The 24,198-nt window shown below is 44.0% G+C and carries 22 protein-coding genes; 21 read left to right on the top strand and 1 reads right to left on the bottom strand.

Features of this window, described 5'->3' with window-relative positions; translation table 11 throughout:
• Nucleotides 1-277 precede the first annotated feature (277 nt).
• From ytxC to AC58UU_RS10340, 6 genes are all read left to right on the top strand, one after another.
• Nucleotides 278-1,219 (top strand): sporulation protein YtxC, encoded by a 942-nt coding sequence (gene ytxC / locus AC58UU_RS10315; RefSeq protein ID WP_497315265.1) that lies wholly within the window; start codon nucleotides 278-280, stop codon nucleotides 1,217-1,219.
• Nucleotides 1,220-1,566: 347 nt separating this feature from the next.
• Nucleotides 1,567-3,501, top strand: a complete 1,935-nt coding sequence (thrS, locus tag AC58UU_RS10320) for a threonine--tRNA ligase (RefSeq protein ID WP_497315267.1) — start codon at nucleotides 1,567-1,569, stop codon at nucleotides 3,499-3,501.
• A 186-nt stretch (nucleotides 3,502-3,687) separates the two neighbouring features.
• Nucleotides 3,688-4,341, top strand: coding sequence for a 3D domain-containing protein (locus tag AC58UU_RS10325; RefSeq protein ID WP_497315269.1), 654 nt, complete (start codon nucleotides 3,688-3,690; stop codon nucleotides 4,339-4,341).
• 85 nt (nucleotides 4,342-4,426) lie between these two features.
• A complete protein-coding gene (locus AC58UU_RS10330) occupies nucleotides 4,427-4,555 on the top strand; it encodes a hypothetical protein (RefSeq protein WP_261302307.1) in 129 nt (42 codons plus the stop codon).
• 146 nt (nucleotides 4,556-4,701) lie between these two features.
• On the top strand, nucleotides 4,702-6,225 hold the full coding sequence (locus AC58UU_RS10335) for a methyl-accepting chemotaxis protein (RefSeq protein ID WP_497315566.1): 1,524 nt from the start codon (nucleotides 4,702-4,704) through the stop codon (nucleotides 6,223-6,225).
• Nucleotides 6,226-6,303: 78 nt separating this feature from the next.
• Nucleotides 6,304-6,681: a hypothetical protein gene (locus AC58UU_RS10340; RefSeq protein ID WP_497315568.1), complete on the top strand. Its 378-nt coding sequence runs from the start codon at nucleotides 6,304-6,306 to the stop codon at nucleotides 6,679-6,681.
• A 41-nt stretch (nucleotides 6,682-6,722) separates the two neighbouring features.
• Here AC58UU_RS10340 and AC58UU_RS10345 read toward each other — a convergent pair whose 3' ends face one another.
• Nucleotides 6,723-8,012, bottom strand: coding sequence for an ammonium transporter (locus AC58UU_RS10345; RefSeq protein WP_497315271.1), 1,290 nt, complete (start codon nucleotides 8,010-8,012; stop codon nucleotides 6,723-6,725).
• Nucleotides 8,013-8,292: 280 nt separating this feature from the next.
• Between AC58UU_RS10345 and liaF the strand changes: the two genes are divergently transcribed.
• From liaF to bioB, 15 genes are all read left to right on the top strand, one after another.
• Nucleotides 8,293-9,393 carry a cell wall-active antibiotics response protein LiaF gene (liaF, locus tag AC58UU_RS10350; RefSeq protein ID WP_497315273.1) on the top strand — a complete coding sequence of 367 codons (1,101 nt, stop codon included), beginning with the start codon at nucleotides 8,293-8,295 and terminating at the stop codon, nucleotides 9,391-9,393.
• 9 nt (nucleotides 9,394-9,402) lie between these two features.
• On the top strand, nucleotides 9,403-10,470 hold the full coding sequence (locus tag AC58UU_RS10355; RefSeq protein WP_497315275.1) for a HAMP domain-containing sensor histidine kinase: 1,068 nt from the start codon (nucleotides 9,403-9,405) through the stop codon (nucleotides 10,468-10,470).
• Nucleotides 10,460-11,110, top strand: coding sequence for a response regulator transcription factor (locus AC58UU_RS10360; RefSeq protein ID WP_497315276.1), 651 nt, complete (start codon nucleotides 10,460-10,462; stop codon nucleotides 11,108-11,110). The genes AC58UU_RS10355 and AC58UU_RS10360 overlap by 11 nt, the downstream gene beginning before the upstream one ends.
• 87 nt (nucleotides 11,111-11,197) lie before the next feature.
• Nucleotides 11,198-11,611 carry a YugN family protein gene (locus AC58UU_RS10365; protein ID WP_497315278.1) on the top strand — a complete coding sequence of 138 codons (414 nt, stop codon included), beginning with the start codon at nucleotides 11,198-11,200 and terminating at the stop codon, nucleotides 11,609-11,611.
• A 143-nt stretch (nucleotides 11,612-11,754) separates the two neighbouring features.
• A complete protein-coding gene (locus tag AC58UU_RS10370; RefSeq protein ID WP_497315279.1) occupies nucleotides 11,755-13,368 on the top strand; it encodes a S1C family serine protease in 1,614 nt (537 codons plus the stop codon).
• A gap of 142 nt (nucleotides 13,369-13,510) precedes the next feature.
• Complete coding sequence (locus AC58UU_RS10375; protein WP_171691889.1) at nucleotides 13,511-14,200, top strand: response regulator transcription factor; 690 nt, start codon at nucleotides 13,511-13,513, stop codon at nucleotides 14,198-14,200.
• 1 nt (nucleotide 14,201) lies between these two features.
• Nucleotides 14,202-15,674 carry a sensor histidine kinase gene (locus tag AC58UU_RS10380; protein ID WP_497315281.1) on the top strand — a complete coding sequence of 491 codons (1,473 nt, stop codon included), beginning with the start codon at nucleotides 14,202-14,204 and terminating at the stop codon, nucleotides 15,672-15,674.
• Nucleotides 15,675-15,720: 46 nt separating this feature from the next.
• A complete protein-coding gene (locus AC58UU_RS10385; protein ID WP_497315283.1) occupies nucleotides 15,721-16,677 on the top strand; it encodes a 4-hydroxy-3-methylbut-2-enyl diphosphate reductase in 957 nt (318 codons plus the stop codon).
• A gap of 60 nt (nucleotides 16,678-16,737) precedes the next feature.
• Entirely contained in the window at nucleotides 16,738-17,259 is a 522-nt protein-coding gene (locus AC58UU_RS10390) for a DUF2062 domain-containing protein (RefSeq protein ID WP_497315285.1), read from the top strand.
• Nucleotides 17,260-17,388: 129 nt separating this feature from the next.
• Complete coding sequence (gene aroF, locus AC58UU_RS10395) at nucleotides 17,389-18,432, top strand: 3-deoxy-7-phosphoheptulonate synthase (RefSeq protein WP_497315287.1); 1,044 nt, start codon at nucleotides 17,389-17,391, stop codon at nucleotides 18,430-18,432.
• Between the two features lie 239 nt (nucleotides 18,433-18,671).
• Nucleotides 18,672-20,096, top strand: coding sequence for a type I glutamate--ammonia ligase (gene glnA / locus AC58UU_RS10400; RefSeq protein WP_497315289.1), 1,425 nt, complete (start codon nucleotides 18,672-18,674; stop codon nucleotides 20,094-20,096).
• A 181-nt stretch (nucleotides 20,097-20,277) separates the two neighbouring features.
• A complete protein-coding gene (locus tag AC58UU_RS10405; protein WP_497315290.1) occupies nucleotides 20,278-20,832 on the top strand; it encodes an NADPH-dependent FMN reductase in 555 nt (184 codons plus the stop codon).
• 246 nt (nucleotides 20,833-21,078) lie between these two features.
• Complete coding sequence (gene bioA, locus AC58UU_RS10410) at nucleotides 21,079-22,410, top strand: adenosylmethionine--8-amino-7-oxononanoate transaminase (protein ID WP_497315570.1); 1,332 nt, start codon at nucleotides 21,079-21,081, stop codon at nucleotides 22,408-22,410.
• Entirely contained in the window at nucleotides 22,407-23,144 is a 738-nt protein-coding gene (gene bioD / locus AC58UU_RS10415; RefSeq protein WP_497315292.1) for a dethiobiotin synthase, read from the top strand. Before bioA ends, bioD begins: the two co-directional genes overlap by 4 nt.
• Before the next feature lie 73 nt (nucleotides 23,145-23,217).
• Entirely contained in the window at nucleotides 23,218-24,195 is a 978-nt protein-coding gene (bioB, locus tag AC58UU_RS10420) for a biotin synthase BioB (RefSeq protein ID WP_497315572.1), read from the top strand.
• The last annotated feature ends 3 nt before the right edge of the window (nucleotides 24,196-24,198 follow it).

Here is a 24,198-nt window from a genome sequence, read left to right on the forward strand (position 1 = left end):
ATTTTTGAATCATACTTATGATAATGGCAGAAGACAATAAAGATGTCGTGATGCAAAACTAGCTAATAAATACAAAAAACGCCTCCAACTTGGACGCGTTTTTTTGCTTGCTCGGCACTATTACAGGTATCATAACACGAATCTGCGAGATTGGAATATATTAACTAAAGATTCGACAAAAAAGAGGAATGGAAATGGCAAATTGTTCGTTGTATATCTGATTCCTATCGACCATATACTCTTAGGAGGAGGACGTATTGATGAAAGGAGTTAGCCTATGGAACTGTTTGCCATTGTTGTAATGAATGCCGATGAGGCCTATGTACGTTCGCTAAGCGCTCAGATAGAACGTGAGCTGCAGCTTTTACATATCACTGAAAGTGGAGTGACAGCCCCATTTGATCTACATGAAACACATGCTTACATTCGAATAGAAGTGAGGATGAAGGAAAGAGATATTTCTTCCATTCACAAAGAAGTAAGGGAAGGACTGGCTGGCGTTTTGGCGGATCATATCATCGCAGAGAAAGAGTCGCTTATTTTGCGTGATTTGATTGTTAAAGAGTTTAAATATGAAGCCATAGACGATTTGGAAGCCATAGAAGGGTACTGCAAGCAATCCATGTGTGCGGAGACGGTCATTGAGGAATTTCCTGTTTTGAATGGCAGCTCAGCAAGACTTCGCCGCAAACAAATGTTATCGGAGCAGCTCGTGCAATCTCTGGAGGAAACTCCGCGGCTGAGCTTGGATGGTTTTCTCAAATTTCGCTTACAGGATTATACCGAGGAGCTGCGAGAGATAGCTGAGTATGCCATTGATGAATTTATGATGGATCGCCAGTATCAGGAATTTATTTCTCTATTGCAGTACTTTGTATATATTCAGGAAGCCAAGATCCCCGTTGCTCATCTTATACATAAAGGCGGGCATGAGTTTGTCATCTTGAATGATCAGCTTGAACTCATAGACGCGAATGAATTTGATACAACCTTTAAGCTAGAAGTACTTGAAAAAGATATTAATTTCGAGGACATGATTGTTAGCACACTCATCACGGTATCTCCGGCAAATATCTACATCCATACGCGAGATCCTGAATTAACGATCATCAAGACGATTATACAAATATTTGAAGATCGAACAACGGTCTGCTCCTATTGCCGAACTTGTGACATCTTCTTGGGTGAAGCCAAGAAACAGGATCAACTATCCCCTTGACCTTGAGCGAAGAGGCAATTATAATAGTGATCGAAGGCGTTAATATCAAAGACATGAACTTTCTGCAAGAACTGCTCAGAGAGAGGAGACTAGGCTGCAATCTCCTTCAGCTATTCAGATCGTTTACCCCTTTGTAGCCGTGTTGTGGAATTCGACCTGACTTGCAGGATCGTTAGTATACAATACCGGAGTCATTCCCGTTACCGAATGCTGATGAGGATTCGCCTTACCCCTGTGGGTATGCAGCGAATCGAACTAGGGTGGAACCACGAGCTGAGCGCACTCGTCCCTTTTGGGATGCAGTGTGCTTTTTTGCGTTCAAAAATGAACCTATAGGAGGAACAAAAATGGTTGTTCAAGTAAAATTACCAGATGGCGCAGTGAGAGAGTACGCAGTTGGAACGACCATTGAACAAGTGGCGGAATCCATTTCATCCGGACTGAAGAAAAATGCGATTGGCGGCAAAGTTAACGGGAAATCCGTGGATCTGTCGTTTTCCTTGGAAAATGATGCAGACGTAGAAATTCTAACACTCGATAGTGAAGCGGGATTAGAGATGTATCGTCACAGCACAGCGCATTTGATGGCTCAGGCGATTAAACGTATTTATGGTGAAAAAGCGGTTAAATTAGGGATTGGACCTGTCATTGAAGACGGATTTTACTATGATATCGATTTGGAAACACCGCTTAATCCTGAAGATTTGGTGAAAATCGAGAAGGAAATGGAGCGTATTTCCGGTGAGAACCTGGCGATTACTCGCCGCGTTGTTTCCCGCGAGGAAGCGATTCGCATTTTCACTGAAATGGAAGATCCATTTAAGCTGGAATTGATTCGTGATCTGCCGGAAGACTCGGTACTAACTATCTATGACCAAGGTGAATTCTTTGATTTATGCCGCGGACCGCATCTGCCATCAACTGGCCGAATCAAAGCGTTCAAATTATTGAGCGTTGCTGGTGCTTACTGGCGTGGAGATGCGAAGAACAAAATGCTGCAACGTATTTACGGTACTGCTTTCCCTAAGAAAGCGCAGCTGGATGAGCATTTGCATCTTTTGGAAGAGGCTAAGAAACGTGATCACCGTAAGCTGGGCAGAGAGCTTAAAATGTTTGCTTTTTCACGTGAGGTTGGGCAAGGATTACCACTTTGGCTGCCGAACGGAGCTAAATTAAGACGTACAATGGAGCGTTATATTGTCGATCTAGAAGAGCGTCTGGGTTACCAACACGTTTACACGCCAGTTCTCGCTAATGTTGAGTTGTACAAAACATCCGGTCACTGGGATCATTACAGCGAGGATATGTTCCCCAAAATGGTGATGGACAATGAGGAGCTTGTCCTACGTCCAATGAACTGTCCGCATCACATGATGGTTTATAAAAGCGATATGCGCAGTTACCGTGATCTGCCGATTCGGATTGCTGAGCTTGGCACTATGCACCGTTATGAAATGTCAGGAGCTTTAACAGGTCTACACCGTGTTCGTGCCATGACACTGAATGATGCTCATATTTTCTGTCGTTTGGATCAAATTAAAGAAGAGTTCTCCCGCGTTGTGAACTTGATTCGTCAGGTTTATGCGGATTTCGGAATTACAGAGTACCGTTTCCGTCTTTCCTATCGGGATCCTAAGGATACAGAAAAGTATTTCCAAGATGATCAAATGTGGGAAACTTCCCAACGCATGCTGCGCGAGGTTGTTGAAGAGCTAGGACTTGATTTCTACGAGGCTGAAGGTGAAGCTGCCTTCTATGGTCCTAAACTTGACGTTCAAATCAAAACAGCGCTCAAAAAAGAAGAAACACTTTCAACAGCGCAAATTGATTTCTTGCTCCCAGAGCGCTTCCAGCTTGAATACACAGGTGAAGATGGTCAGAAACATCGTCCAGTCGTTATTCACAGAGGGATTATCAGTACTATGGAGCGTATGACAGCCTTCTTACTTGAGAATTTCGCTGGTGCGCTGCCAACTTGGTTAATGCCGATCCAAGCCAAGGTCATTCCGGTATCTCCGGCATTCGAAGAATTCTCGAATCTCGTGACTGAGCGTCTACGCGAAGCCGGTATTCGTGTTGAAGCAGATAATCGTAATGAGAAGCTGGGTTATAAGATTAGAGAAGCGCAGCTGGAGAAGATTCCTTTTATGCTAGTCGTCGGTGAAAACGAAGTGAAGAGCGAAAGCTTATCAATTCGAAAACGTGGTCAAGGGGATCTAGGAACCCATCCGATTGATCAAGTGATTGGCATGATTAACGAGGAAATTAGCAAGAAACTTTAAGAGTTCAATCCTATAAATGAAGCAGAGAAGATAATCTTCTCTGCTTTTTTGTTTTCAAATTCAGTTAATTGGGTATGTATAGGGGAGCGTGATTAGGACACCTTAAACAGTGAGTCTGCATCCGGAGGTTTAAAGGTGGTAGGTATTGGACAACCTGCAATATAGGGGAGGTATTAAAAAATAGTAATGTTAACCAATTTTTTGACTCAGTCTAAATGGATCAGTGCATCGATCATCGTTGTTCTGATGGCACTTTTCGGACAAGAGACGACGGGCAAAAGCGACCAAAGCTACACGACGGCAAACTCCGTCACCCATATACAAGATCAGCAGCAAAAGGTTATTCCGGCCAAAACGGCACCTGCTTCACTGCCGGTTGCGCAAGAAAACCTGCAACAAATCAATTATCGTTATGTTCCGAAGTTAGACTCAGATTTGTCCAAGCTCAAGGCAGTCGAAGTGACAGCCACCGGTTATTTTGCAGGTAAGGAATCAACAGGGAAAAATCCGGATCATCCTGAGTATGGGATCACGTATTCAGGTATTAGAGTAAAGCGGGATGATAAATCCTTATCAACGATCGCAGCAGACACGAACGTTTTTCCGCTTGGAACTGTCTTGTTTATTCCCGGTTATGGCTATGGTGTTGTTGCAGATACAGGCAGCGCAATTAAAGGTAAGAAAATTGATCTGTATTTCGACACCAAGGATCAGGTTTATAAAGAATGGGGCAAGAAGACGGTTAAAGTATTTATCGTCAAAGAGGGACATGGGAAAGTGACCGAACTCATCTGGAATCAACTAAAGGATGAGATCATCGCACCTACCAAAGCACTATGACAAGAATCAGCTTTTACTAAGCCGAACATTTCCATCATAAATTCTCCTGTTTGGGAAATCCTATACTTACAGGAGGTGATTGAACATGGCTAAGAACAAGAACAACAAGAATAAAAATTTGAGCTCGAATGTAGCTCAAGACGTAGAATTTGCTGCTGAAACATCAGTAGCGAACAAACAGCAACAAACGAATACACAAAACCAAAATAAATAATGCAATATCAATAAGCTGAAAAGCGAGAGAGAGCAGAGATCTGAAAAGGTCTCTGTTTTTTTATTTCTTTTCAACATCTTCTATTTTCGATATAATGTAACAAAAACTAACATTTAGGTTCCTTTTGGGAGGAGTTCCAATTGCTTATGCGCGCAGAAATGAAACACAAAGCTTGGTTGTATGCTCTTATTCTCATTGGTATTACGGTAAGTGTTTTCGCGTTATTTACTTCCTCTCGATGGTTTACGGCTGCAAGTTTGGCTGTTTTTTTGTTTATAGGTATTATTGCTTGGCTTAGTACCAGATCATCAAGATCAACTAATAGCCACGATATTAAGGGCCAACAAGAGCAATTCCGAACGTTCATACAAGAATCTCAGGTTGTAGCGGACAGATTAGCAGCTGCTGTTGAGGAAGTCAATCGTTCAATCGGACAACTTTTGCAAATAGCCGATGCTTCGATTCAAGGAGAAGAGGATCTAAAGATTCGAAGTAATCAAGCCGTTGGACAACTGCAGGAAGCATTCGCAGCGATTCAGCAGGTAGCGGCAGCAGCAGACCAAATTCTAGATTCATCCTTACATATGCATCAAGAGAGTGAGCAAACCAAAGATACGGTAGTCGATGTATGCCGGTCACTGAATGCCACAGATGAAGTCATGAATGATCTACATATTAATAATGATACCATGCAGATGAAGATTCAGGATTTGACAGGACATACTTCCAAGATTGAAGAAATCAATACATTTATTGCGGAAGTAGTGTCTCAAACCTCGCTGCTCGCGCTTAATGCATCCATCGAAGCGGCCAGAGCGGGTGAGCATGGACGAGGCTTTTCTGTGGTCGCACAGGAAATTAAGAAGCTGGCCACACAAAGTCATGTAGCGGTTACGAAATCTTCCGAACTATTGGCATCCATCGAGAGCGGTGTTTTGCAAGTTGTGACAGCGGTTGCTGAAGAGAAGGCATCTGTCGCTCATGGGATTGCTGAGATGAAAGTAGTAAAAGACAAGATCGATACGATCTTCGCGTTGATTCTGAACGTCAATAATCTTGTATCGAGTACAACAAGCTCTACCCAGCATCAGTCCTCGCTTGTCTCAGGTACAAGAACTCTACTTGGCCAAGTTGTTGATTTGATGAATGAGACGATGTCTAGTGTGGAGATTACCTTGGATCAAATGAAAAAGCAGCGCCATGAAGTATCGATGCTGCAGCATATCAACCAAAATCTAGATCGTTCCTCTAAGGAACTGATACAGGCGATACAAGCAGTAGGTATGCAAAATAAAGAAGGTACGATTCATGTGAATATCCAAGAAATGAAGCAAGTACTTAGCTCACTTGTACTAATACCTGACATAACTTCATTGCTTGATGGTAAGCATGCTTCCCATTTAGGCACTGTTTTGCAGAAAACGGCCGGAATTGAAGCAATTTGGTCTAACCGCGCGGATGGAACCTTCATCTATTCGATGCCTGAGGCAGGTCTAGTTAATGCAAAGGGCAGAGAGTGGTGGAAGCGTGCGATGGGGGGAGAACTCTTCGTTTCTCCAGAATACGTGTCAGCTATTACTAAAAAACCATGTATCACGATGTCTAAAGCGATAATAGATGACACGGGAACCCCTGTTGGTGTTGTAGGAATCGATTTAATATTGAAATAAAGGTTCTCAAATCGCTTATTTTGGTGTAAAATAAGATTACTGTTATAAATCTTGACACGGGGAGATAGGTGAGTGATCATGCTGAATGCTTTGCGATTGGACGGAAAACCTCAAAGAACACCAAGGAAAGCAGCAGAGGTACTTCCTTTCTTGGAAGCTTACATTGTCCGCAAGGAACAGCAGGTCCTGGATATTGAGCAGGTAGTAGAGCGCTACGAAATCAAAAGAATGAAAGAAGAGCGCGCTTATCAGACGATGTCATCATTACGCCGCATGTTTTCTGGTAAGAAACCTGACCATCATCTTGCTGTCGAGTATATCCACTATGTGAAGAAACCCATGGAACAAGTTAGGAAACTTCGAGCTGAAATTGCCCATGTGAGACAAATTATGAATGAATCCAAACCTGGCGATGTGATCTCTGTACCGGATGAGATTGAAGAGCTGCTTTCTTAATACAAACAAAAAAACCTTCCAATGGAAGGTTTTTTTTGTTGTCATTGACCTTTTTTTAGTTGTTCTAAGTCCAGAAAACCATCCTCTTGGCTGTAAGCCGGAACACCATGGATACCGACGTCCAATCCGACTAATTCCTCATCTCTACTAACTCGCAGTGGAACGATAAGTTGAATTAACTTCATACAACCCCATGTAGTAACGAATCCCCATATACAAATCGTAACAAGTCCTAATGCTTGAACACCTAGAAGGCTGAAGCCCCCGCCATAAAATAAACCAGCAGTACCTTCTCGAATCGCGTCAGGCTGTGCAAAAAATCCTACAGCGAGAGTCCCGATGCTGCCGCTAATACCATGAACAGGAAAAGCCCCGACTGGATCATCAATCCGTCTTGCTTCAAGTATTTCTGTTGCATATACCATTGCGATCCCGCAAATTGCACCGATGAAAATGGCCGCAGCGTCACTAACGAAAGCACAGCCTGCGGTAATGCCGACGAGCCCTGCAAGAGCGCCGTTGATAACCATAGGGGGATCGGCTTTACGGTAGCGCATCATGGTGAATAGAATGCACGTTGCGCTGCCCGCCGCTGCTGCCAGCATGGTGGTTACTGCAATGTGGCCGATCGAAGTATTGGTGGCACTTAGTGTGCTTCCTGAGTTAAAGCCAAACCAACCGAACCAAAGGATAAATGCGCCTACGGAAGCAAGCGGCAAATTGGATGGTGGGACAATATTAGCCGTACCGTTAGCGGAAAATTTGCCAATCCGTGGACCAATGATCATCGCTGCGGCAAGAGCGGAGAAGCCGCCAAGTGCGTGGATGACAGCAGAACCTGCGAAATCAACCATGCCTAATTTGCCGAGCCATCCATTGACGGCCCAAACCCAGTGGCCAGCAATGGGGTAAATTAAACCAGTCATTGCGATGGTGTATAGAATGTAAGCGCGGAAGTTGATGCGTTCGGCTACAGCCCCAGATACGATCGAGATCACAGCGATAACAAAGGCACACTGGAATAGCCAATAAGTCTCATGTGAGATATTTAAAACGATATGTGTTAAATCTCCTCCCATGAAGAAACCGGTAGTTCCAAATAGTCCAGAAACATCTTTTCCGTACATAAGGGCAAAGCCGAATAAGTAAAAAATAAGTGCTCCGAAAGAGATATCAACAAACACTTTCATAATGATACTTACCGCATTTTTTTGTCTGACGAAACCTGCCTCCAATAAAGCGAAGCCGCCTTCCATCAATAGAATCATGGCAGCTGTCAGAACCACCCATATGGTATCTAGGCCGCTAGAAAGCTGTTGGATAGCATCCATAATCTGATCTCTCCTTATGTTTGAGGAATTCTTTGCACCAATTATACGGTTCTGATGATAAACATGTCAACGATATACGTAAGAAAACATAACATCTGATGGTTATTGTTCGTTTATAAAATAATTGATGTCAGTTATTCATCTAATTCTGCGAAAACTCAGTCTCTAGACCGAGGAAACCATCAATCTTTCGTCTCTTTTCATTCATGGCTGTATCTTATAAACTAGAGGTATCTTAACGACGTTGTACACAAATGGAGGAAGAAGCATGAATCCGCATATGTTTCAAAGAATAATTTGGGGGCTTGTCCTCGTAACGGCAGGTGTCCTTTATTTACTTAACCAATTAGGGTTTATTGATATTGATCTTGCTTATATGTTTTCCACTTACTGGCCTGTCATTCTTATTTTCTACGGTCTCGTTGGTTTTGTTTGGCAGCGTAAGTATCATTGGGGAGGCTCGATTTGGAGTTTGCTCGTTTGCTGTATTGGAACGATCTTTCTCCTGAAGAATTTAAAGCTGACCGATCGATCGCTTGGAGAGATGTTTCAGATTTTGGGACCTGTTGCCTTAATTTTATTTGGATTGAATGTGATTTTTAAACCTAGCAAGAAAGAGTCACCGGATTGGCCTTCTATTAAAGAAGAGAAAAATCAAGTTAGACAGGCAAGACGTGAAGCTAGAAGATTGCAGCATGAAAAATATAGAAATCCATGGGATCAACCCAAGTGGACTGATGGAGCACCATCGCCTACAAATGATAAGGAGCGCGAAAGTAAATCTACTTTTAAAGATGTAAAGCATGAGCTCAGTGACGAAGAGAAAGCTGTACTCAAGGATATTCATGGCGAGTTTCATGATAAGCATATTTGGGATGTCCCTGACGCGCCGGGAGAACCAGATCTAAAGCAACCTCAGCCACCGGGACAACCGAAAACGCATGCTTTTAACCATCATGGACACAAATACGATGATTTTGTACGTAACTTCGACTCCGGTGATGTACTTCATCGGCATGGTTTTATCGGAGATGTGCATCTAGGTCAAGAAGCTTGGGAACTGAAGCCGATTCAGATTTCACATTTCATTGGTGATTCCGTCATAGATCTTACTCGCGCAGCCATTCCTTTGGGAGAAACGACGATTCATGTTTCAGCATTTATTGGTGATGTGAAAATATTCATTCCTAATGATATTGATGTTGAAGTTCGCGTAATGGCAAGTTCTTTTATCGGAGATATGAAAGTGCTTGATCGGCGTGAGAGTGGGTTTCTGCGCAGCGTGAGAACTCAGACCTCGCAATATGAAGAGGCTGACCGGAAAATAATTGTAACCACGAGCATGTTTATTGGTGACATTACAATCAAAAAGATAGGTTAAGGATGGAGCATGTACAAATTGCGAATGTTCAATATGAAGTGGCAGCTGCTGAATTATTTTCTTATCTCGAGTTTACTCACGGTATCTAGCATATATATTGTGCTTGAGTATTATAAGGAGGAGCTTGTCTCGTGGCAATTCCGCATGTGGTTCGTCATAGCCATTCTCTTGGTCTGTTTAACGGTGGGTTATGTTGCGACCAAAAGATGGCAGCGCAAAGTGGATGAACTGCATGTAGCTATGCTCGAATTGTCCAAGGGGAATTTCTCCAGTCGGATTGAGATGGAACCCGTAGAACCATTCTTGTATTTGTATGATGCTTTTAATAACATGGCCTCTGCCGTTGAAGAACGTATTCAGCTGCTGCAAAAATTGGGTGAGGCCGAGGCGATTCGAGATCAGGAGCTCACGGAAAATGCTGTGCTTGAGGAAAGACGCCGACTGGCACGGGATTTGCACGATACAGTTAGTCAAGAGCTGTTCGCCATTCATATGTCAGCATCCTCTTTACCCAAAATTCTGGAGAGAAACCCGGATGCGGCTCCGGGCGTTATGAATCAGCTTATTCAAATGTCTCACCATGCCCAGAAGCAGATGCGCGGACTTATTTCACAATTAAGACCCATCGAATTGGGGGATATGAGCTTACAAGAAGCCCTAGAGAAATGGTTTCCGGAATATTGCCGAAACCATGAGCTGCAGGGCCAACTTGATGTTTCTTTGCGTGAAACGATATCTGAAGCGATTGAACATCAATTTTTCCTCATTATACAAGAAGGTCTTGCAAACGTAGTTAAGCATGCTTCTGCCAAGCAAGTTCGACTAGCTATATATGAAAGAGAGCACCAATATGTGCTTCAGCTGCAGGATGACGGTCAAGGCTTTGAACGTAGAGACATCCCATCGGCTTCGCATGGTTTATCGACAATGAGGGAGCGAGCGCAAAAGCTTGGTGGCGAAGTGGAGATAGACAGCAAGTTAGGATCAGGAACACGAGTTAGAGTACGCATTCCGCGGTTTACGGGACAGTCGAGCTTTCTAACGAAGGAAAGAGAGGGAGAAACAAATGAGCAGTAACATTAAAGTGATGATCGTAGATGATCATGACATGGTTCGGGTTGGGCTTCGAACCTACATCTCATTGGAACCCGGTTTGGAAGTTGTGGGGGAAGCAAGCAATGGCCAGGATGCGTTCGATAAGTTAAATCAAGAACTCTCTCATCAATTGCCGGATGTTATTTTGATGGATCTGACCATGCCGGTTCTAGATGGTATAGGCGCCACCAAGTTGATTTGCGGTAAATTTCCACAGGTTAAGGTTATAATGCTGACCAGCTTCTTGGAGGAAGCGAAGGTTCTTGAAGCCGTCGAATCGGGTGCCATCAGTTATATGCTGAAGACGGTTTCATCCGACCAATTGATTCATGCGATACTGAGCGCTTACCGCGGTATGCCGGTTATGAACTCAGAAGTGTCCTTGGCGCTTACAAGAGGGATTAGGCAGCGTAATAGTGTTCCCGAAGAAGAAGGGCTGACATCGCGTGAGAAAGAAGTATTGCTTTTGATTGCAGAAGGAAAGAGTAATAAAGACATTTCAGAAGAGCTTTTTATTAGTATCAAAACGGTCAAAACACACGTCAGCAACCTTCTAATGAAGTGTGAATTAGAGGATCGGACACAGCTTGCTATCTTCGCTCATCGCAAAGGTTTGGTTTGATAATAAGGAACGTACCACACATAAAAACTAGATTTTGACACATTCTATGCGTAAGTAAAATAATATGAGCGCTTAAGGAGTGTCTGAATGAAAACATTAACATCATCATTGGAGCAGGTTCAAGAATCTTTCGACAGTGTCCGTGAGCACCTGCATGAATTCGATTTTGCTCTAGGTGGCAATTGGGATTACGATCATGGCTATTTCGACCACTACTTAGATGAAGAACATCTAGTTTGGCTGCGTATTCCTTTTCAAGTTGTGACAGGAAGAATTGATGGCGACGCCGAATCAACAGATGCAATCGTCGAAGTGGGAACTCCTTTCGTACTGAAGCATGTTTATAATGATGGACTTGATCAGGACGCGGAAGCTGAAACCTATGGCGCATTAATCGATCAATTCCAAACTCCGCTCGATCCTGATGCCAAAATCGAAGATAAATGGGTGAAAGAAGCAGCGGGTCTGCTCCATAAAGTGGAACAAGCTTGGATACAATGAGTTAGCCCTTTTTTTACCTCCATTTTATTGTTTTTTAATATTCGTTTAAGGTTGTAGGTGCATGATAGAAATACAGAGAACAAGACATAACCCTTCAAGAAGCATGCACTTATAACTTTATTAATCAAATGGAGGTAAGAACTATGGAAGACAACAAAAAAGACTATAGCGACTTCTTTAAGCCGCAGAACGACAATAGCAGTAACAATGATCGCGTTAATCGAAATGACTCTAATCATCAAGATCCACAAGACCCGCAAGATCCACAAGATCCTAACAAAGCAAGACCTTCCTACTATTATTCGTATGGCCCTTACAAGTCTGCTTTTAACGAAGAAAACGAAGGTCATTCGCTTACAACTTCTTCGTCGGGAACTGAAGGAACCTCCAGTGTTGAAGTTACTCCACCTAAGAACTTGCGTCCTTTCAGTTTTGGACCTGAAGCAGGCGTTCCACAAGGCTCGGGTCCTTGGGATCCAAACGCAAGAAAGCGTTCATCTGTGAAAAGCGTTTTCGCGGCCTTCATGGCAGGCGCTTTGGTCGTAGGTGGACTTATGTTCAGCGCTGATAAATTGAATTTGTTTACTGGCAATCAGCCTCTAGCTTCGGGCAGCTCCACAGCTGCTGCAACGAAGAGCGGGAGCACTAATGGAGGCGAAGTGAAAAATGTTGGGCTGGATGTTGTTCGCCCGGGGAACATTTCGGCTATTGCACAGAACGCTGGGCCTGCAATTGTTAAGGTTGAATCTCTAGTAAAACCGAAGCAATCAAGCCGTGGCGGTAATTCCCTCTTTGATGATCCGTTCTTCCGTCAATTCTTTGGGGATAATGGCGGCGGTAATACAACGCCTAACAATAATCAGAATAATTCCGGCAGTGGTGAACTGCAGCCTGCAGGTATGGGAACAGGGTTTATTTTTGAAAAAACTGGATATATTTTAACCAATGAGCACGTTGTGGACGGCGCTGATGAAATTCAAGTTACAGTAGAAGGTTATGATAAGCCATTTAAAGCTAAATTGTTAGGTAACAGCTACGATTTGGATTTGGCTGTACTCAAAATCGAAGGCGAGAAAGAGTTTCCAATCCTTCCACTTGGTAAAGCTGAAGATGTGAATGTTGGGGATTGGGTTGTTGCTATCGGTAATCCATACGGCTTCGACCACACGGTTACTGTAGGTGTGCTTAGTGCGAAGGAGCGTCCTATCAGCATTCCAGATGCGAAAGGAACTCGCGAGTATAAGCACTTACTGCAAACTGACGCATCCATTAACCCTGGTAACTCCGGCGGACCTTTACTGAACTTGAATGGTGAAGTTATTGGTATTAATACTGCCGTTAGTTCTCAAGCGCAAGGAATTGGTTTCGCCATTCCTACTAGCACAATTTCTTCTGTTCTTGAAAATCTTAAAAACAATGTTCAAATTCCTAAAGAACCAGTGCCTTACCTAGGTGTAGGTTTACAAGATATTGGTAAAGACTGGGTAAGTGAATTGAAGCTTTCGAACACAGATGGAGCATTAGTTGGCAGCGTTCAACGTAAAAGCCCTGCTTTCCAAGCTGGTCTTCGTCAATACGATGTCATTGTAGATATTAATGGAGCTAAGGTGAAAAATTCGCAGGAATTGATTACCAAAGTCCAGGCAGCGAAAGTTGGCGACAAGGTCACTTTGGGACTTATTCGAGACGGCAAGCGTATGGAAGTACCTATTACAGTTGGGGATAAAAACGCGCTAGCCGAGACGCCTGCCCAATAAAAGAGAAATTAGAGAGATAAATAAAGGTTAGTTCAGAATAAAAGGAAGTGGAGTCCCGCGGCCGCAAGCTTGCAGGCTCTGCTTCTTTTTGCTTGGATAGCGGAATTTGTTACAATGGGTGATAGAAGGGTGGTCAAAGTCGATGAGAGAGAACATAATGGTTATTGATGATGATGAGAAAATTACGTCTATGTTGAGACGAGGTTTGGCTTTTGAAGGATATTCGGTCGTCACTGCGACTAATGGTGCGGATGGTCTTAAGCAAATGTTGACAGCGGAACCACATCTGCTGATCTTGGACGTTATGATGCCGCATATTGATGGCTGGGAGGTCGTTCGTCGAGTGCGTGAAAGCGGCAGCGAAGTACCGATTCTTATGCTTACAGCAAAAGATGAAGTCAGTGATCGCGTGAAAGGCTTGGATCTCGGTGCTGACGATTATTTGGTCAAGCCGTTTGCGCTTGAAGAGCTGCTGGCTAGAGTGCGTGTACTTCTTAGGAGGAGAACGGAGCGTCCTGAGCAGCAGACGAATAGGTTGAATTATGAGGATACCATTTTGGATTTGGATACACGAGAGGTTTTTCGCGGTGAGAAACTGATTGAGTTAACAACCAAGGAGTTTGATTTACTTCACTTATTCATGCAGAATCCGAAGCGTGTCCTTTCACGAGATATTATTATGGAAAAAATATGGGGCTACGATTATAGCGGTGAATCCAATGTTCTGGAGGTTTATATCGCGCTATTGCGCCAAAAGACGGAAGAGTTTGGCCATAAACGATTGATTCAAACGGTTCGGGGGGCAGGTTACGTATTGAGAGGGGAATCTTAATATGTCTCTTCGCTTGCGGCTAACGCTTTGGTATTCAGGGATATTGGCTCTAACCATGCTGCTTTTTGGCATTGTTCTTTATTTTTTCTTGAATTATTTCCTATACGATCAAATTCGCCAAGATGTGAAAAGGGAGGCACAGAACACTTCGTTGCGTATTCAGAAGAGTTTTGCCCTTTCGCAAAAGGGGCTCGTCGTTGATCTAGAGCTAGAAAGCAGAGATTTCTACTCTACGAATACGTTTCTGCAATTATATAATGTTGCACTTAAAAGCTTTAATCGTTCGGCTAACTTACAATTCTATGATGTTACTTTGCCTTTAGCAAAGAATACGATTGATAAATTAAAGAATGAGGATGATTTTTTCGAAAAGACCAAGGTACTGGGGCAAGATTTCCTCATCTATAATCAAGCGATCAGGTCTGATGACCAGAACCAACTCATCGGGGTTCTTCAAGCGGCTGTACCGATTGGCAGTTATGAAAAAACGTCCGTTACCCTTGGGTATACGCTGATGATTTGGGCATTGCTAACGATTATTGTGGCAGCTTCACTAGGCTGGTTCTTGGCACGCAAAGCGCTCAAGCCGATCGAACGCGTCATTGACGCCGCGAATCAAATTGGAAGCAGCGATGATCTGGAGAAGCGTATCCACTATGATGGTCCACTTGATGAGATTGGGCGCTTGACGGAGACGATCAATGGGATGCTCTCTCGTATTGAGATTACCTATCTGGAATTAGATGAAGCGTACCGCGCCCAGCGCAGGTTCGTATCGGATGCTTCTCACGAGCTGAGAACACCGCTTACAACGATTCGAGGAAATGTCGACTTGTTAGAAAAGATGTGGAAGCAAACTTCTGGAAGTACAGAACTTGCTACGCCTGATCAAATGCAGATGTCACTTGAGGCTATGCATGATATTGCAGGAGAAGCACAGCGAATGAGCAGACTAGTCAATGATCTTCTTGCTCTGGCGAGAGCAGATGCCGGCGTCTTGATGGAAAAGAAGCCCGTCGAGATCATGCCGCTCGTTCAAGAAGTGGTAAGGCGGGCTCAATTGCTCGAGCATACCGCTGATTGGCAAGTGGGGGATTTAGATGCACTAGAACATGCGTTTGTGCAAGGGAATCGGGATTACTTGCAGCAATTGTTGTTTATTTTCATCGAAAATGCGTTCAAGTATACACCTGTTGGAACCGTAAGGTTCGAGGCGTCGCGAACGGATAGCTTTATTGGTATTCGGATTACCGATACAGGAATTGGCATGGATAAAGAGGATATTCCTCATATTTTCGACCGCTTTTATCGCGCAGATTTATCCAGGGGACTGACGTCTGGAACTGGACTTGGTTTATCGATCGCCAAATGGATTATTGATGAACACGGTGGGTCTATTGAAGTGACAACACGTAAAGACGAGGGAAGTACCTTCATGATTTGGCTGCCAGCAAACTTTCCTCTCTCTGTATAATCAGCTATAATGAAAGAAAATAATGTTTCTTAGGCAGGTGGAAGAAATGGAAGTAGTCCGAATATCACCCAGAGGCTATTGTTATGGCGTTGTAGACGCTATGGCACTTGCTATGCAAACTGCTAAAAACTTAAATCTTCCGAGACCTATTTATATATTAGGCATGATTGTTCATAACGCGCACGTCACTGATTTCTTCAAAGAAGAAGGTGTCATCACATTAGATGGTGAGAATCGGCTTGAAATATTAGAACAAATCGAAACAGGAACGGTCATATTCACTGCTCATGGGGTCTCTCCTGAGGTAAGACGCAGAGCCCGTGACAAGGGCTTAACCGTTGTGGATGCAACCTGCCCAGATGTGACGAAGACACACGATTTAATTCGAGAAAAAGTAGCCGACGGCTATGAGGTTATCTATATCGGGAAGAAAGCTCATCCTGAGCCGGAAGGCGCAGTAGGTGTAGCTCCGGACAAAGTACACCTCATCGAAAAGCTTGAAGAAGCAGACCGGCTAGACATAAAAGCCCAACGTATTATTATTACGAACCAAACAACAATGAGCCAATGGGACATTAAGCATATTATGAATCGTTTACTAGAACTATTCCCAAAAGCTGAGATTCATAATGAGATCTGTCTCGCCACGCAGGTTAGACAAGAAGCGGTAGCTGAACAAGCGAAGGAAGTCGATCTAGTTATCGTAGTTGGAGATCCGAAAAGTAATAATTCGAACCGCTTAGCGCAAGTTTCAGAGGAAATTGCAGGAGTAAGAGCGTATAGAATATCTGATATCACGGAGCTTAATCGCAGATGGTTAACCAATGTACGCAAGGTCGGTGTTACGTCTGGTGCTTCAACTCCGACACCTATTACCAAAGAGGTAATTTCCTACTTGGAAGCTTATGATTTAAAAGATGAAACCAGTTGGGATATTACGCGTACTATTAATATGAAGAAGCTCATTCCGGCTGTTAAATCCAAAGCGGCAAGTAGTGAGTGATCCTTATTTATTCCACAGGGCGGGATTGAGACCAGCATGCAAAGCACTCAGAAGGTGAAAATGATGAAAGTGAAAGCTCGCTACGATTGGAAAAGCACGAAGCGCTGGTTTAGATACAAATACTTACTTCTCTTACGTGCCAAAGGCGGTCCTTCCAAGGTAGCACGCGGCTTTTCAATCGGATTGTTCGTTGAGATGTTTACTCTACCTACAGCCGGTTTTGCATTCGCTCTTATCTTTCCATTGGTCTATTTATTAAGAGCTAATTTACCTGCGGCCTTAATTGGTTTTGTGTTTGGGAAAGTGATTTATATTCCATTCTCAATTCTCAATAAGCAAGTGGGGGATTGGTTGGTACCGAAGCACTTCAAAATTTACTTAATCCATCATTTACCCCACATGCTTTCTAATATTATTAGAAGTGGTTTGGATTTGATAGTAGGCGGTATGGTGGTTGGGTTAATACTCGGAATTATTGCTTACTTCCCAGTGGTGCTCTTACTGAAATACCATACGAATCGTCGCAAAGAAAAACGTAAAATCCGTAAAGATCAACTTGCCCCTTCGAATACAAAAGAATAGCAAATAAATAAACGCTTGACGAACACTCGTCAAGCGTTGTATATTTACTTTAGTGGTTAAAAGCGTAGAAGCGAACAAGCGTTGAAGTGTACAAGTGATCCAACCCATATAATAAGGAGCGTGTTTAAGATGATCGCCATTACATCCAACAAAACGTCAGATGAGCGTATTCAGGAAATTGTACAATTCATAGAAAAGCAAGGTGTCCAAGCTCATGTCTCCAAAGGTGAGGATCGCACAGTAATCGGAATTATCGGTCAAGCAGATCCGAAATTAGCAGAACAGTTGCGTCAAATGTCAGGAGTTGAGCAAGTCGTGAAAATTTCCAAATCCTATAAATTAGCAAGTCGTGACTTTCATCCGGCTGATACGGTTATCAAAATTAAGGGTGTTGAAATCGGTGGCGAGCAGCTTGTTGTCATGGGCGGCCCGTGTGCTGTAGAAACGCCAGAACAAATTGATGAGATTGCACGTTTAGTGAAAGCAGCGGGAGGTCAAGTTCTCCGCGGTGGCGCATTTAAACCAAGAACAGGTCCTTACAGCTTCCAAGGTGTTGGCGTTGAAGGCTTGATCATGATGGCAGAAGCGGGTAAGAAGCATGGTCTTCTTACAATTACAGAAGTTATGACACCTGAGTATGTTGATGTATGCGCACAATACGCGGATATCCTACAAGTAGGTACACGTAATATGCAAAACTTTGATTTGCTTCGCAAGCTCGGAACCATTCAAACGCCAGTACTGCTCAAACGTGGTTTCAGCTCCACCTATGATGAATTCTTGAATGCTGCTGAATACATTCTTGCTGGCGGTAACCCGAATGTTATGCTTTGTGAACGCGGAATCCGAACATTCGAAACGTACACGCGGAATACACTGGATTTATCGGCTATTCCGGTTCTTAAGCAATTGAGCCATCTTCCGGTAATCTCAGATCCGAGCCACGGTACTGGCCGTAGAGAGCTTGTTGTTCCTATGACAAAGGCATCCGTAGCCGCGGGAGCAGATGGTTTGATCATTGAAATGCACACAGATCCAGACAACTCGATGACTGGTGACGGCGTTCAATCCTTGTTCCCTGATCAATTCGCTAATCTGCTTGTTGATCTTGAGAAGCTTGCTCCGCTGCTTGGTAAAAAGTTTGATACGCAGAAAGAAGCTATCTTAGCGTAACGGTTATAGTTTTGATATGACTGGTTTCCTCGAAAGAGGAAGCCAGTTTTCCTATTTATGGATATAGGACAAATCTGTGAAATTGTGTGAGCATAGCTTACACATAAATAAAAAATACCTGACATAAGTATTGACTGTGTAAGCTTAATCGCTATATAATATGTGCAAGATAACAACCAAAAGTTGAACATTAATCATGCAAAGTACGTTGAATGTACGGAAATGGGAGGGTTTTTAAAATGTCAGTTCAAAATGTGTTGAACCTTATCAAGGAAAAAAATATTGAGTGGGTAGATTTTCGTTTCGTAGGTCTTTCCGGAAAAGCACAGCATATTTCTTTGCCTGCTACTGAAGTAGATGAAGAAACTTTCGTTAACGGAGTCGCGTTTGACGGTTCATCCATCCCAGGATTCCGTGGTATTGAACAATCTGACATGGTTATGATGCCAGATACTGAGACTGCGTACATTGATCCTTTCACAGCGCACCCAACATTGATCATTATGAGCAATATCCATACGCCTGAAGGCGAACGTTATGATCGCGATCCACGTAGCATTGCTCAAAAAGCTGAAGAATATTTGCAAACAACTGGTGTAGGTACAACAGCATTCTTCGCACCTGAGTCCGAGTTCTTCATTTTTGATGATGTGCGTTTCGAAAATGGCATGAATAAGTCTTACTTCGAAGTTGACTCCGAAGAAGCAGGCTGGAACACAGGCCGTAAAGAAGAAGGCGGAAACCTTGGTTATAAAGTTCCAGTTAAAGGCGGTTACGTTCCGGTAGCTCCAATGGATTCCCAACAAGACATTCGTTCCGAAATGTGCAACAAGCTTGCTGATGCAGGTCTTCGTATTGAGCGTCACCATCACGAAGTGGCTACAGCTGGTCAAGCTGAAATTAACTTCCGTTTTGACACATTGACTAAAACAGCAGATAACCTGCTCAAATACAAATATATCGTTGCTAACACGGCTAGAGAATATGGTAAAGTTGCTACTTTCATGCCTAAACCACTGTTTGGTGACAATGGTAGCGGTATGCACGTACACATGTCCATCTTCAATGAAGGCGAGCCTTTGTTCTATGAAAAAGGAGCATATGCAAACCTGAGTGAAATGGCAATCCACTATATCGGTGGTATTCTTTACCACGCACCAGCATTGATCGCTTTGACAAACCCAAGTACAAATTCCTTCAAACGTCTGGTTCCTGGTTACGAAGCGCCGGTTAACCTTGTATTCTCCAAAGGTAACCGTTCCGCAGCAGTTCGTATTCCAATCGCAGCTGTGACACCTAAAGGTTGTCGTATCGAATTCCGTACACCGGATAGCACGGCTAACCCATACCTCGCTTTCGCAGCAATGCTGATGGCAGGTCTTGACGGTATCAAAAAGAAAATCGATCCGCGCGCTCTTGGATACGGTCCTTTCGATACAAACATCTATGAAATGTCCGATGCAGAGAAAGCTGAGATTCGCAGCGTTCCTGGTACATTAGACGAAGCTTTGGATGCTCTTGCAGCAGATTCCGACTTCTTGATTGAAGGCGGCGTATTCACACAAGATTTCATCGATAACTATATCGAATTGAAACGTGGCGAAGCGAAAGCTGTAGCAATCCGTATTCACCCACACGAGTACAACCTTTACTTCGATTGCTAATTCCTTAGCACTTATACATGAATAATATACGAGCTGCTTCTTTCATAGTTTTCTATGGAGGAAGCAGCTTTTTCATTTATTTATACTAAAACTCTTTTGATAATTATTATAATTAGTTCTGTTATTTGATGGAAATTAAGGTATAATGAATGCATGAATCAGATGTGGAAGGAAGATCATTATGAAAATTACGATGATAGCAGGAAGTAATCAGAGGGCAGCGACAAGTACAAGACTTGTTGAATATATCAAGCATCTTGCGACCCTAGAGGGCCACCAGGTGACATTGATTGACTTGTATCAAACACCGCTCCCTTTCTATTCACCAGATGATGTAAATGCGGGGCACGAAGCTCTAGAGAAATTAAAAAAAGCCATGTTTGAAGCAGAGGGAATCGTACTGGCAACACCGGAGTATCATAGTGGAATTTCCGGCGTTTTGAAAAATGCACTTGATCATCTAGGACAAGATCATTTCAATAACAAGGTCGTCTTATCTGTAAGTTCAGCAGGCGGGGCAGTTGCTGTAAGCTCTCTAACGCAGATGCAAACCATTGTACGCAATCTACATGGCGTTAACTGCCCAGATTGGCTATCTATTGGAGGCGACCAGCGGAAGAGCTTCCAAACGGGTGTAACCTATCAAGATATCCATCCAGATGTCGAAAAACGTGTTCGTCGTGTTGTGGGTTCATTCCTCGACTTGACCAAACAATTGACAGTTAAACTAAGATAAAAGTTCCCGATAACAATACGCCATTAAATATATGATGAGTAACGCAAAGTGTAAACTACGCTTTGAGTTGCTCATTTTTTTATGTTTAATACCATACTGTGATGATTTGGAATTCTCTTTACAGGGACGTCACGATCTGCTAAGATAACCACAATCGATTGTCAACCTAAAACACGATTTTAAGTTGACAATTAAATATACGGATGGTGATCATTTGTGACAACGCATTACGAACATCTTGCTGCAATGAATAAGTCGTACTTATGGCATCCTTTTACTCAGATGAAAGACTACAACAACGCTGATCCTCTCATTATCGAACGCGGCGAAGGTATCAGGCTTTATGACGTCCAGGGAAGAGCGTATTACGACGGTTTTTCATCAGTTTGGCTTAACGTACACGGACACAACGTACCGGAGTTAAATCAAGCGATTACGGATCAGTTAGGGCGAGTAGCCCACTCTACCCTTTTAGGAATGGCCAATATACCGGCGATCGAACTTGCAGAGAAGCTGGTAGGGATCGCTCCGAAAGGATTAAACAAAGTATTTTATTCGGATTCAGGAGCAACAGGTGTCGAGATTGCGATCAAAATGGCATTTCAATACTGGCACAACCAGGGAGCACGGGGGAAAACGACGTTTATTACGATGAATCAAGCGTACCACGGAGATACAATTGGCGCGGTTAGTGTAGGTGCGATACCGCTGTATCATGATGTGTTCCGCCCCATGCTGTTTCCTTCGCACGTTATTCCATATCCCTACGCTTATCGCCATGAAGGTGGTGCGGCAGAAGCATTGGAAGCTACGCTAACCGCATTGCGCAATTTGCTCGAGACGAGTGCAGATGAGATCGCGGCTCTCATTGTGGAGCCGATTGTGCAAGGGGCCAGCGGGATTATTGTTATGCCACCTGGCTGTTTACGTGAGATGGCTGCGCTCTGCCGCAAGTATGACGTACTGCTTATCGCCGACGAGGTGGCAACTGGCTTTGGTCGTACGGGCGCTATGTTCGCCTGTGATCTCGAAAATGTATCACCTGATTTGATGGTGGTAGGGAAGGGGCTGACCGGCGGCTATTTGCCTGTGGCAGCGACACTTGCAACGGACGAGATTTACACTGCGTTTTATGCGGATTACCAAGAGCAGAAAACATTTTTTCACGGTCATTCCTACACGGGGAACCCACTTGGCTGTGCCGTTGCTTTGGCCAGTTTGAAGCTGTTTGAAGAGCGCAACATCATTGAAGGAGTTAGGGCTAAGGCGTCCTATGTCGAGAATAAGCTCGCAGTGCTTAAGGAACGACCGCATATTGGTGACATCCGGCAAAAGGGATTAATGATCGGAATCGAGCTCGTACGCGATAAAAATTCACGTGAGCCTTACGATTGGGTAGAACGAATCGGCGTTCGTACGAGCATGAGGGCCAGAGAGATCGGGATGCTAACGAGGCCGCTCGGCAATGTAATTGTCTTCATCCCTCCGCTTGTCAGCACAGAAGCTGAACTTGAATCGATGACAGATATTTTGGCTGAAGCGATTGTTGACGTCACGGAAGGCAGCGCAATTTCATGAACAAAGTCAACATGGGATCGATGCGCGGATTATTTGTGACAGGCACAGACACCGGCGTCGGGAAGACAATTGTGACGGCAGCCATCACCGGTGCGCTTCGCGCCGAAGGACTGAACGCAGGTGTATGGAAGCCGGTGCAGTCCGGTGCACTCCTTGGAAGCGGAGTTACCGATGCTGAACGGCTGCTGCAAAGCACGGGAATCAATGAGAGGCCAGAGGCAGTGGCGCCATTTACATTTGAAGCTCCACTTACTCCGATGCTCGCCGCAAAGCATGCTGGTGTGACCTTTACGCTGAAGGAGCTAATCGCCGCTGGTGAACCGCTCACTAAACGTTATGAAGCGCTGCTCATTGAAGGTGCAGGCGGTGTCGCAGTTCCGCTGACCGATGATACTCTCGTAGTGGACTTGATTTCAGAGCTTCATATACCGGCTCTAATTGTAGCCCGTTCCAGCCTCGGCACGATTAACCACACGCTTTTGACTGCATCATTTCTGCGGCATCATGCAATCCCGATTGTAGGCGTCATAATGAATGACGGTGAATTAACGGAGCGGCATGACGATCCGAGCGCGGATACGAATGCGGAACTTATCGAGCAATACAGCGGCCTTAAGGTCCTCGGTCGATTTCCCCGTATGCACACGGATGTGAGTCCAGAAACCTTGATACATACCATACAAAAAACAATACAACTCGCACCCATCAGACAGGCTTTGAAATTTAATCTATAGCAAATGTTTACGAGAAAGCTTTCCTACGAAAGCACTAAGGAGGATGAAAGTGATGGAAATTATTGCTGCCGATATGGAGTGGCAAGCGTTTGCCAAAAAAGCGTTGAATGGGGAATGTTTAACGTTAGAGGAAGGGCTATCTGTGCTCGAAGCTGACAATGATGAGGTACTGCCCTTGCTGCAGGCTGCTTTTAAAGTGAGAAAACATTTTTACGGTAAAAAAGTGAAGCTGAATATGATCATCAACGCCAAAAGCGGCCTTTGCCCCGAGGACTGCGGCTATTGCTCACAATCCATCGTTTCTACGGCACCGGTTAAAAAATACACCCTGCTTGATAAAGACACGTTGCTTGCAGGCGCACGTGAAGCCATGGCACGCAAAGCAGGAACTTATTGCATTGTAGCAGCCGGAAAAGGTCCGACAGACAAGGAACTAGATCAAGTGGTGGATGCGGTCAGAGAAATCCGTGAAACGATGCCGCTAAAAATTTGCGCATGTCTGGGCATTCTGAAGGACGAGCAAGCTGAACGTCTTGCAGAAGCGGGCGTACATCGATATAACCACAACTTAAATACCAGCAAAGCCAATTACACATCTATCACCACGACTCATACCTACGACCAACGTGTTGAAACGGTGGAAAAAGTAAAGAAACACGGCATGTCTCCCTGCTCCGGTGTCATTATCGGCATGGGCGAGACCAATCAGGAAATTGTTGAAATGGCTTATGCACTCCGCGAGATCGATGCGGATTCGATTCCTATTAATTTCCTGAATGCGATTCCGGGGACCCCGTTGGAACATGCAGGCCGCACGCTGTCTATGAAAGCTTTGAAGGTACTGGCCCTGTTCCGTTTCATCTGTCCGTCTAAAGAAATCCGAGTAGCGGGCGGTCGTGAGGTCAACCTCCGTACTCTGCAGCCGCTATCACTGTACGCTGCAAACTCACTATTTGTTGGTGATTATTTAACAACAGCAGGCCAAGATGTTGGAGCGGATCATCAGATGATTGAAGATTTGGGATTTGAGATTGAATTAAGTGCCCTTTAAGGT

It is taken from the genome of Paenibacillus sp. JT22N1, assembly GCF_059692155.1.